Here is a 9268-nt window from a genome sequence, read left to right on the forward strand (position 1 = left end):
AGGCAGAGGGGCACTCCTCCCCGCAGCAGGTGAAAGCCCTGCCCTAACAAATCACCTCGTCAGAGTAGACGCGTAATGAATTAACCCGGGCGCCACGCCCTCACCCAACCAACTCAAACGGATATCCAAATGACCAAAATCTTCTCCCCCGTAGTCACCTTCGACTATTGCTTCTTCAACAAACCCGCCACGAACCTCGAGCCCACCGGCATGTACGAGTCAACCTGTCTGCTCGACCCGTCCCTGCCTGGCGCTAAGGAATTCGTCCAGACGGTGCGTGCTGCATGGGAAGCCGCTGTAGCTGCCAACCCGAAGCTCAAGCCCGCTGCGCCGCCGCTGTCGAAAGACGCTGAGACTGGCTGGGTGAAGTTCAAAGTAAAGACGCGTGCCATGGTTCCCGACAGCAACAACAAAGGCCAGACGGTCCCTAACAAGCCGGGTGTCTGGGACCCCTTCAACAAGCCATGGGACATGTCGAAAATCATCTGCAAAGGCTCAGAAGGCATCGTCAACATCATGCTGGCGCCTTATACAAGCAAGGGCACCATCGGCCTCACGCTGCGTCTCTACCACGTGCAAGTCCTCAAGCACGTCGGCCCGGAGGACAAAGGAGCACCGTTCGTCCCAGCTGCGGACGACGAGCGCGTCGACCTGGCCGCCGGCAGCCCCTTCGGTGGCACCCCCGCCGCCAAGCCAGCTGCACCCGCCGCGAGTGACATGAGTGCGTGGGACTTCGCCTAAGAAGTCAGTCAAACGTTCCAAGTTCGAGGACCGCATTGACGCTTCACTAAAGGCACGCGGGGTCACTGCTCAATACGAGACGGTGACCCTTCACTTCGTGCCGGCGGTTCGCCGCTACAAACCCGATTTCCTGCTGCCCAACGGCATCCTGGTTGAAGCCAAGGGCTGGTTCAAGCCTGAGGACCGAACAAAAATGCTCGCCGTCCAGGCTCAACACCAGGACCGCGACATCCGCTTGCTGTTCCAGGACGCGACCAAGTTCCTGAGCAAGAAATCCCAAACCACATACGGTGACTGGGCGACCAAACACGGTTTCGTGTGGGCGTCCGGACACGACATACCTGACGACTGGCTGAATGAAAAACAATGAAAACAAAACTGTACTTGAAACTGGCGGGAACGACTCCGGATGAGCGCTTCGACAAGAAGACCTGCATCCGAGCGGCCCTCGCCGCGGGCTACATCGACACTGGCGCCCACTTAATCGTCAGCAACACCGGCGACATCCAGGCTGACCGCAGCGTGAACCGCAACGCCGAGAACTCAGACACCCCCTACACCGACGGCATCCTGGTTCTCGTGGCCGGCGGTGCGCCTGGGTCGGACCCGGTTGTGCCCCTGGACGCCCTGGTCACCATGGCCAAGTTCCTGATTGCCCATGGTGGCAAGTTCGACCTGGTTGGGTTGGACCCGGACATCTTCCAGTGGAAGGCCTGGTACGCCGAGACGGTGGTGCCGTTCCTGCCCAAGTAATACCGCAGCACCCGACGGGGTTTCGTCCTTCTATTCATAGAGGGATGGAACCCATTTTTTCGTCTATAGGCGACCGCACAGGTCAACCAACCAATAACGGAGACAACCATGAAAGCAACCGAATTAAATCAGACCCGATTGGCAGCCATCGCGCCAGGGTACGGGGTCAACACCATCATTCTCATTGACAAGAACTACAACGTTAAACGGATATCCGTCAGCGTTGACCTGCAAGAAGCAATAGCTTTCGAGAAATTGCCAGGAAGTAAGTTCTTCGCCTGCGTGAGTGACCCCCATGAGCAGCTCGGCCTGACCGTCGACCAGTACAGCGGAGCAACACCGCGCGTAAATAAGTTCCCTCCATGCGACCTCCAGCACTGGGCTGAAGTCGCCGTCCGCGCCGCTCGATTCGCTGTTGTAGAGCGCGAAGGCGAGGAGCGTGGCATTCCCCCAATACAAATGCTCGAAGAACTCGACGCGCTCTACCCCATCAACTGACCTCGTCAGAGTAGACGCGTAATGAAATAACCACGGGCATCCCGCCCAAAACCCAACGGAGACACACCATGAAAACCATCAAATCCCCCCGCGTTAAAACCCAGTTCCGCAACGCCCTGGAAACCAGCCTCATCGCCCACCTGGCGCGCGGCGGCAAGAAAACCAAGGTGACCGGCGGCGTCTACAACGCCATCAAGTCGCCCAACGGCTATTTCCACGACCAGCACTACGTCCAGGCTTAAGCAATGAGCGCCGCCGACATCAGCCCGCAGGGCTCAACGGATGTAGAAGAGCTCATTTATTCCATCGAGTGCGCAAAGGACGAGTACGTCCTGGGCAACCTGGAAAAGCACATCGGCAACAGCGCCGCGGCGCGCAACGCCTACGACGCACGCATGGCCTGGTTCCTCGAGGCCGACCTGGAGCTCAACGGTGCCTACAGCGTCGACGAGCCGGATGAGGATGAAACCACGTCCAACCCGGTCACCCCAGTTGCCGCCCCGGTTCCAACCAAGATGACAACGACGATGACGGAGGTGAACATGGATTCATCCTTCGACTTCATTCCAGGACAACTGCCGTTGGCCAACGTTCGCGGCATCACGCCCGCCACGTTCAAGCACTGGAGCTACATGTTCGGGTTCGACAAGTTCCGGAACCCCGTGCACCTGGCCCAGCACCTGAAGGACGGCCAGCTCGTCGGCCAGCACGTGCGCCAGAAGGACGGCCGCACATCGTTCCTGGGCTCAACGGCCAAGCTGCAGATGTATGGGCAGTGGCTGTGGCCCGCCGGCGGCAAGAAGGTTGTCGTGACCAGCAGCGAGCTCGGCGCCTTGAGCGTCAGCCAAGCGCAGGGCCACAAGTGGCCAGTGGTGGCACTGCCTACCGACCAACAGGGCGGCCTGGCGGCGTTCCGTCGCAACTTCGAGTGGCTGAACTCCTTCGAGGAAGTCATCCTGGCGTTTGAGTCGGACGAGCGCGAGCAAGCATTGGCGCAGCAATTCGCCGGTCTGTTCCGACCGGGCAAAGTTCGCCTGGCCAAGCTGACGGACAGCCTGACCGACATGCTGCAAGCTGGCCGCACCGAGGAAATCAAGTCGGCTCTCTGGCAAGCTGAAGTCTGGCGCCCGGGCGGCATCATCGAAGGCAGCGACATCACTATCGAATGGCTGGAGTCGGACGAAGGCGTGGTCGGCTACGAGCTGCCCTATCCCCGTCTGAACGACGCCCTGCGGGGGCTGCGTGCCAAGGAGCTCACGTTCCTCGTCGCCGGTTCCGGCATCGGTAAGTCAACTATCGCCCGCGAAATCGGCGCCCATCTGGTCATGCGTCACGGCCTCAAGGTCGCCAACGTGTTCCTGGAAGAAGGCCCTACCAAGTCCGCCAACGCCTACATGGCAATCGACTGCAACGTGCCCTTGGGTGAACTTCGGTTGAACCCGAAAATTCTGACGCGTGACCAGAAGCTGGCAAGCATGGCTAAGTGGGCTCCGCTGACCATGTTCTTCAACCACTTCGGTTCGCTGGATAGTGCCGACTTGTTGGCCAAGCTGGAGTACTTCGCAGCCGCCGGTTGCAAGTTCCTCATCCTGGACCACATCAGCATCGTTGTCTCCGGCATGGCCTCCTCAAAAGAGGGCGAGCGTAAAGACATCGACATCCTGGTCACTGCACTTCGTTCGCTCATCGAGCGCACTGGCATGGGAATTATCTGCATTTCGCACTTGACCAAGGCCGATGGCACCCCGCACGAAGAAGGCGGCCGCATCAACCTCGACGACCTGCGCGGCTCTGGCTCCCTCAAGCAGCTGGCCGACAACGTCATCGCTCTGGAGCGCAACAGCCAGGACGAAGAGGCGCCGAACGAAGCCGACATTCGCTTGCTCAAGAACCGCGAGTGGGGAGACCAAGGACTCATGGACCGCATCTCCTACAACAAGGAAACCGGCCGCCTCCTGCCTTGTCCACGCAAGCCGAAGGAAGCCAAGGAAAAGGACGGCAGCCCATTTGCCGCTCAGGACAAACTGCTTCGCTCCAAGGCGGGCGCCACCAGCAAGAAAAAGCCAGACCCGACGGACCTGCGCATGCAGCAGTACGCCGCCGGCCAGCAACAACTCCCTGTCGACCCCGACGCGGACATCCCATTTTAATCCCTTAGGGGATTCACCCGGAGAACACCATGCAAAACGAAAACCAAGTAATCGGCGCCGAAGTGGCCGCCCCACAGCTGGACGAGGCCGCCCCGGCCGTCACCCGCCCCGTGCGCAAGTACGTCGAGATGCGCCACATGAGCCGCGCCGAGCGTCGTGCCGCAGGCTTCAAGGTCGGCCACATCCTCAGCAACGAAACCACGGTCAACGCCCAGGGCGAACTGGTGCAGAACATCCTGAAGGTTGTCGACAACAGCCAGCTGGAAGGCAAGCACACCCCCGGCCCGCAACCAGCGCCAGCCAAGCAGGCCAAGCGCATCCTGTTGCCGAACATGTTGCTGGCGATGCTGTTCATGCGCGCCGGCATCCTCGGCTACGACTTCTCCCCAACCAACTACCTCGAGGTGCCAGATGCAATTGCCTAACTGCAAGGAATACGTCGTGACTGTCAGCGAATTGCAGGCCGCAGCCCAAGCGGGCGTTCGTGCCCACCTGCTCAACGTCTTCTGGGCTGGTCAGCCTAGTCCAGAAGGCCACTACTTGACCGATGCCCTGGTTGAGCAGGTTGCAGCCGCAGAACGATTCGTCGCTGCTGGCCAGCGTCACTTCACCCTGACCGTCGGGCTCAACGCCAGCGGTGTTGAAGCCCTGTTGAAGCAAGCCCAGGAGGGAAAGAAGAATGACTAAGCCAACCAAGTCCACCCTGGTCACCCAAGTTGCAGCCCTCACCCTGGTCATCCAGGAAATGGTTGCAACGAAGTACAACGTCGAGTCCACGGCCGTCAAGGTTGACTTCGATGAAACCGGGCGTGTCCTGGTCGACGTCCAAGGTGAGCCCTCGAGCGAACCAACCGAGGCCGACCTGGACCGCGCGCGTGCCGAGCGCACCAGCAAGGCACTGCGGTCGACCCTGGACATTCTCCAGGAGCCCCTGGTTGTCTCCGTGGGCTACGAGAGCGGCACGCTCGAGGTCCGCGACGCCAGCAACGACAAGACGCTGATTCGCCTGAAGCCGGATTTCTTCGCCAACCCGCCCATGAAGTCTGTGGTGTGGCGCTTCGGTTGCTCGAAGTATTCAGTAAGGGAAGCAACGCCCGAAACCCCGCAGTAAATCCAACAAAACAACCCAACCCCACGGAGAACCAAATGAACAGCCAAGTCAAAACCCGCACCGCTCACATGCGTGGCAAGGGGCGCTCGATGCGCCTGGACCCACCGACCCCGGCCGGCGCCGACATCTTGAGCCTCGAGCTCAACCCCAAGACCCGCACTGCGGTCATCACCTACGTCATGAAAGGCGTCAAATGAACCCGATTGAACAAACCCGCTTCCAGCAGCTGCGCATGCAGTTCGGCTGCTTCATGGCCCGCGTGCTGGCCCGCTGCGGCCTGGTGCACAAGTCGAGCTTCGACCTGCTCGGCGCCTACGTCGACAACCTCGAAGCTGAGCACGCTGCTCAACAAGAACGGCTGCACCGTCAAATTGACACGGCGCGTGAACATCGGGACATCTCCCACCGCGCCAGCCTCGCAAAGAACACCGCCCTCGAAGCCGCCCAGCGTTCCTTCGACAACAAGGTTCACGAGCTGGAAGCCACCCGCCGCAAGGTCATCGAGCTCGACCAGAAGCTGGTGCAGACGAAGTTCGACTACGACAGCGTGCTGCGCGCTCGCGCGAGTGACCCGCGCCCGGCCGAGCACCAGCAACTGCTCGACAGCTACCTGCAAATGACCACGGCCTTCGAAGGCTGCCTGCGCAAAACCAAGTACGAGGATGCAGACACCGGCGTGACGTTGCGCCGCGGCGACCTCGTCACTGTCAATGGCTGCGACGCCGAGTACCTCGGTCAAACCAAGACGCACCTGGCCCTGTTCAGCCCTGATACCCGTCGGTGGATTGTCGAGAAGAAGGAAGACTTCTACCCGGCGGCCGTCGCGGCACAACCAGTTCAGCTGATTGTCAGCCGTTCGGAGGACTAATGAAACTCGAAGAAGAAATCCTGTCGCTGGCCTGCGTGGAAGCACGCGCGGCAAAAGCAAAGGCGGACGCAATGGCTGATGACGTCACGCTCCACATCGTACAGACCGCAAAAGAGGCCTCCGCAAATCCATTGGGAGCGACCATCGAGCTGCTTACGAAGGTGGACTTCGACCGGCTCATCACCGCCGGCTTCAAGCCCGACGCCGATGGCACTCTGTGGGTGTTCAACGTAGCAATCAAGCTGGCAGGAGGCTACCAATGAACTACTTCGCAAACCTGGCCGCCCTCTCCAGCGAGATGCCGCGGCTGTTGCAACTGGGGGTGGGCCACGTGCTGCCCCTGTATGCAACCATCTGGGCCATCTGGTCCATGCGCGGCTCGCTGCGCTCCGAGGCGTTCGTCCGGTATGCGTTCGCGCTGCTGGCCGTGACGCTTGTCATGCTCCAGACGAGCCACTTTCAAATCAGCCGCACGGCATCCGGAGGCGCAAGCCTTGGCCTGCTCGTCTACTGGGGCATCAGTGTCCTGGCCGGCTGTGGCGTCGCGGTGGGAATGAAGCGCTGCGACTGGCGTGCCATCGTGCCCATGGCGTTCCTGCCAATCTGGTTCACGGACCTGGTGCAGGCCATTCCCCTGCTGGCGTACATGAACCCGCTCACGGGCATCGGCGGCGCCGGCCTGGCTGACGCGCTGGTGATTGCGCCGGTGGGCGCCATGCTGTTCGCACCCATCGTCATGTCGGTGTACAGCCGGGCAGTTCGCTGCTTCAAGCGGGGGGTGTGATGCGTCACTTCCTCCGCGAGCTCATCACCGATGCACGCACGGGGAAGCCTTCGCTCTCCAAGGTGTTCTCGCTGTGCACCTACACCATCGTCCTCACGTGCTACGCGCACGCTTCCTGGGTCGGCCCCATGTCATCGGAGCTGACCCTGGTTGTGCTGGGCATTGTCGCGGGCAACGGTGCTGCATCCAAGTTTCTCTCAATGAAATTCAACCCTCCCAAGGAGACGCAATGAAAAAGCAAAAGCAACACGACAAGTTCTCCGCGATTCTCGCAAACATCTACAACATGAGCCAGTTAGGAACGAGCTACTACAGCGCCGTACAGGGATGCGAGGTGTGGGTGGTAGGCGATACCGACGCACCGAAATGCATGCTTGTCCAAAAGGGCACCGAACTGGCCATCACCAAGCCGTTCAAGAACGTGTCCGAAGCCATCCTGTGGGCTCACCAATTCGGCATCAGGGTCTGGTCTGACGACATGCTCGATGGCGAGGCGGAGGACTAATGCTTGAAATCGCCCTGCTGTTCCTCAAGAAGCACTGGCAGGCTGCCTTTCTCATGGGCACCATTGTCTTCTTCACGGGCCTCAACGCCTACAACCGCTACCAAATCCACGGCCTGGAGAAACAGGTCACCACCCTCACCGCCGACAAGGCTCGCATCAACGCTGACCTGAACGGCAAGAACGCCCAGCTGTTCGACCTGGCCACCAAAACAACCAAGTTGAAGTCCGACCTGGTTGCAGCTGAAGAGCGCGCCGGCCAGGTTCGCGTCGTGACTGAAACCAAGGTCCGCCGCATCCTGGTCGCAGGCTTGCCGGCTGTGCCGGCTGAGTGCGCGAAGCAGGTGCAGCCCGTGGCCGACGCTGCGCGCGACACCCTCAACACTATCTGGAAGGAGCGGCAATGAACTACCTCTGGCTTTTACTGCTGCTCCCCCTGGCCTATTACGGGCTGAAGGGGTCGTGGTGGCTCGCCAAAACTGATGGCGAATACTGGATGCGCTATTACGCCTACCAACGAATCACCAGCTTCGAGAATCAGCTCATCCGCCAGGTAAGCCTCGGAGAGCCCATCACCAGCGAACAGCGTGAACAACTTGCGCAGCTTCGACAGGAACACAAGGAGATGCCATGAAACGCATCTACGCAACCATCGGAAATGAGTACGGCACTCCCTTCGTTTATGACGAGGACGGCCTGTTCGTCTTCATGCTGGAAGGCGCCATCGAAGACAGGGCCACCGAGGTCTCGAAAGAGTTCTACGACGCATTCGTGAAGGAGTTCGGCCATGACAAACGAAACCAATAAGGGCGGCTTCCTTCAGCGCGTGTTGCTCGGCGCACTGCACGACTTCTTCCTGGTGTGGCTGCCGGTGACCCTGGTGGTTGTGGCCCTCACCGGCTGCGCAACCACCCAGGTTCCACCCCCGGTTGTCTACGTCACCGAAGTCGCACCGAAGGTCGCACTTCCCGCCGAGCCCAACTGGGTTTCCAAGGGTATCCCGGAGCAAACGCCGGTCAACCAGGTGTTGAACTTGGTCCTGGCAGACCTCCAGGCGGCAGTCGGCTACATCGACGAGCTGAAAACCAAGTTCAAGCCGTTCACTGCAACCAAGGAGGTTAAATGACGTTATTTGAACTGAGGGCCGCTCGGGGCGCCGTGCACTTCCTCGAAGCGTATGCCCTGGGCGCCATCCCGGTCGATGAGAAGATGGCGAAGAAGGCGGTAGAACTGCTCCGTGAAGCACTCAAGCACATCCCCGTTGAAACCGAGGAGACCAAATGAAACCCGTCACCACTGCGCTGCACGTGGCGCACATCATCAAGCACCAGCAGGCCATGGAAGAGCAGCTGCAGCATGGTTGCCTGCTCCTGGTCACATCCGCGTTCCTGAAGGCCCTCGCGGCCGACCACAAGGACCCATGGCATCAACGCGGTCACGCCCCAACCGAGTTCTACGGGTTGAAGGTTGTCGAGTTTGACGAATCCATGGCTTACCCCCCGGGTCAACCATGGCGAATCGTCACGGCGACCGAGTTGGCCCGTGGCTTGGCCGTGGTTGACATGTACGGCTTGAACCGACTCTAAGGAGGACCAATGGCTAAGTTAAAAATCGGCGATTACGTCCTCGCAACCAAGTGGAGAGACGGGGACCCTGGCGACCCGTGGGCAGTTGGTATCTACGGCGGCATTGTTCACGGCGCCCACCTCGTCAACGACACCCAAGGCAAGCCCATTCGGTGCTTTCGCCATGCGTCGCGCATCTCTCATGAGCTCGGCCAATGGTTGCTCACTAACGCTGCTGCGTTGGAAGCGTCGCCAGGCTGCCTGCTCAATCTCTGGCGCATCGCGCGCCGTCGGCC

At 60.3% G+C, this 9268-nt stretch carries 21 protein-coding genes; all 21 read left to right on the forward strand.

The features are described from left to right. Window positions 1–129: 129 nt before the first annotated feature. On the forward strand, window positions 130–741 hold the full coding sequence (locus ASC76_RS19065) for a hypothetical protein (RefSeq protein ID WP_056470027.1): 612 nt from the start codon (window positions 130–132) through the stop codon (window positions 739–741). Then, on the forward strand, window positions 722–1111 hold the full coding sequence (locus tag ASC76_RS19070; RefSeq protein ID WP_082549284.1) for a hypothetical protein: 390 nt from the start codon (window positions 722–724) through the stop codon (window positions 1109–1111). The genes ASC76_RS19065 and ASC76_RS19070 overlap by 20 nt, the downstream gene beginning before the upstream one ends. After that, entirely contained in the window at window positions 1108–1494 is a 387-nt protein-coding gene (locus ASC76_RS19075; RefSeq protein ID WP_056470032.1) for a hypothetical protein, read from the forward strand. Before ASC76_RS19070 ends, ASC76_RS19075 begins: the two co-directional genes overlap by 4 nt. 108 nt (window positions 1495–1602) lie before the next feature. Then, entirely contained in the window at window positions 1603–1992 is a 390-nt protein-coding gene (locus ASC76_RS25515; RefSeq protein ID WP_157615836.1) for a hypothetical protein, read from the forward strand. 68 nt (window positions 1993–2060) lie between these two features. Beyond that, complete coding sequence (locus ASC76_RS25520; protein ID WP_157615838.1) at window positions 2061–2234, forward strand: hypothetical protein; 174 nt, start codon at window positions 2061–2063, stop codon at window positions 2232–2234. Between the two features lie 3 nt (window positions 2235–2237). Continuing rightward, entirely contained in the window at window positions 2238–4142 is a 1905-nt protein-coding gene (locus tag ASC76_RS19080) for a DnaB-like helicase C-terminal domain-containing protein (protein ID WP_056470036.1), read from the forward strand. A 29-nt stretch (window positions 4143–4171) separates the two neighbouring features. After that, window positions 4172–4567 (forward strand): hypothetical protein, encoded by a 396-nt coding sequence (locus ASC76_RS19085; RefSeq protein WP_056470041.1) that lies wholly within the window; start codon window positions 4172–4174, stop codon window positions 4565–4567. Then, complete coding sequence (locus ASC76_RS25525) at window positions 4554–4829, forward strand: hypothetical protein (RefSeq protein ID WP_157615839.1); 276 nt, start codon at window positions 4554–4556, stop codon at window positions 4827–4829. Before ASC76_RS19085 ends, ASC76_RS25525 begins: the two co-directional genes overlap by 14 nt. Continuing rightward, window positions 4822–5253 carry a hypothetical protein gene (locus tag ASC76_RS19090; RefSeq protein ID WP_056470044.1) on the forward strand — a complete coding sequence of 144 codons (432 nt, stop codon included), beginning with the start codon at window positions 4822–4824 and terminating at the stop codon, window positions 5251–5253. Before ASC76_RS25525 ends, ASC76_RS19090 begins: the two co-directional genes overlap by 8 nt. Window positions 5254–5288: 35 nt before the next feature. Next, complete coding sequence (locus tag ASC76_RS25530; protein ID WP_157615842.1) at window positions 5289–5450, forward strand: hypothetical protein; 162 nt, start codon at window positions 5289–5291, stop codon at window positions 5448–5450. Next, window positions 5447–6121: a hypothetical protein gene (locus tag ASC76_RS19095; RefSeq protein ID WP_056470047.1), complete on the forward strand. Its 675-nt coding sequence runs from the start codon at window positions 5447–5449 to the stop codon at window positions 6119–6121. The genes ASC76_RS25530 and ASC76_RS19095 overlap by 4 nt, the downstream gene beginning before the upstream one ends. Beyond that, window positions 6121–6384 (forward strand): hypothetical protein, encoded by a 264-nt coding sequence (locus ASC76_RS19100; RefSeq protein ID WP_056470050.1) that lies wholly within the window; start codon window positions 6121–6123, stop codon window positions 6382–6384. The genes ASC76_RS19095 and ASC76_RS19100 overlap by 1 nt, the downstream gene beginning before the upstream one ends. Beyond that, window positions 6381–6905 (forward strand): hypothetical protein, encoded by a 525-nt coding sequence (locus ASC76_RS19105; protein WP_056470053.1) that lies wholly within the window; start codon window positions 6381–6383, stop codon window positions 6903–6905. The genes ASC76_RS19100 and ASC76_RS19105 overlap by 4 nt, the downstream gene beginning before the upstream one ends. Then, complete coding sequence (locus tag ASC76_RS19110) at window positions 6905–7138, forward strand: hypothetical protein (protein WP_056470056.1); 234 nt, start codon at window positions 6905–6907, stop codon at window positions 7136–7138. Before ASC76_RS19105 ends, ASC76_RS19110 begins: the two co-directional genes overlap by 1 nt. Further along, window positions 7135–7410 (forward strand): hypothetical protein, encoded by a 276-nt coding sequence (locus tag ASC76_RS19115; RefSeq protein WP_056470058.1) that lies wholly within the window; start codon window positions 7135–7137, stop codon window positions 7408–7410. The genes ASC76_RS19110 and ASC76_RS19115 overlap by 4 nt, the downstream gene beginning before the upstream one ends. After that, window positions 7410–7814, forward strand: coding sequence for a hypothetical protein (locus ASC76_RS19120; protein ID WP_056470062.1), 405 nt, complete (start codon window positions 7410–7412; stop codon window positions 7812–7814). Before ASC76_RS19115 ends, ASC76_RS19120 begins: the two co-directional genes overlap by 1 nt. Beyond that, on the forward strand, window positions 7811–8041 hold the full coding sequence (locus ASC76_RS19125; protein WP_056470064.1) for a hypothetical protein: 231 nt from the start codon (window positions 7811–7813) through the stop codon (window positions 8039–8041). Before ASC76_RS19120 ends, ASC76_RS19125 begins: the two co-directional genes overlap by 4 nt. After that, entirely contained in the window at window positions 8038–8214 is a 177-nt protein-coding gene (locus tag ASC76_RS25535; RefSeq protein ID WP_157615844.1) for a hypothetical protein, read from the forward strand. Before ASC76_RS19125 ends, ASC76_RS25535 begins: the two co-directional genes overlap by 4 nt. Then, window positions 8195–8533: a hypothetical protein gene (locus tag ASC76_RS19130; RefSeq protein ID WP_157615846.1), complete on the forward strand. Its 339-nt coding sequence runs from the start codon at window positions 8195–8197 to the stop codon at window positions 8531–8533. Before ASC76_RS25535 ends, ASC76_RS19130 begins: the two co-directional genes overlap by 20 nt. Then, on the forward strand, window positions 8530–8691 hold the full coding sequence (locus ASC76_RS25540) for a hypothetical protein (protein WP_157615847.1): 162 nt from the start codon (window positions 8530–8532) through the stop codon (window positions 8689–8691). Before ASC76_RS19130 ends, ASC76_RS25540 begins: the two co-directional genes overlap by 4 nt. Further along, complete coding sequence (locus tag ASC76_RS19135; RefSeq protein WP_056470071.1) at window positions 8688–8993, forward strand: hypothetical protein; 306 nt, start codon at window positions 8688–8690, stop codon at window positions 8991–8993. The genes ASC76_RS25540 and ASC76_RS19135 overlap by 4 nt, the downstream gene beginning before the upstream one ends. Window positions 8994–9268 lie beyond the last annotated feature (275 nt).

The sequence above is a fragment of the Rhizobacter sp. Root404 genome (genome assembly GCF_001425865.1).
Classification (GTDB): domain Bacteria; phylum Pseudomonadota; class Gammaproteobacteria; order Burkholderiales; family Burkholderiaceae_C; genus LMDS01.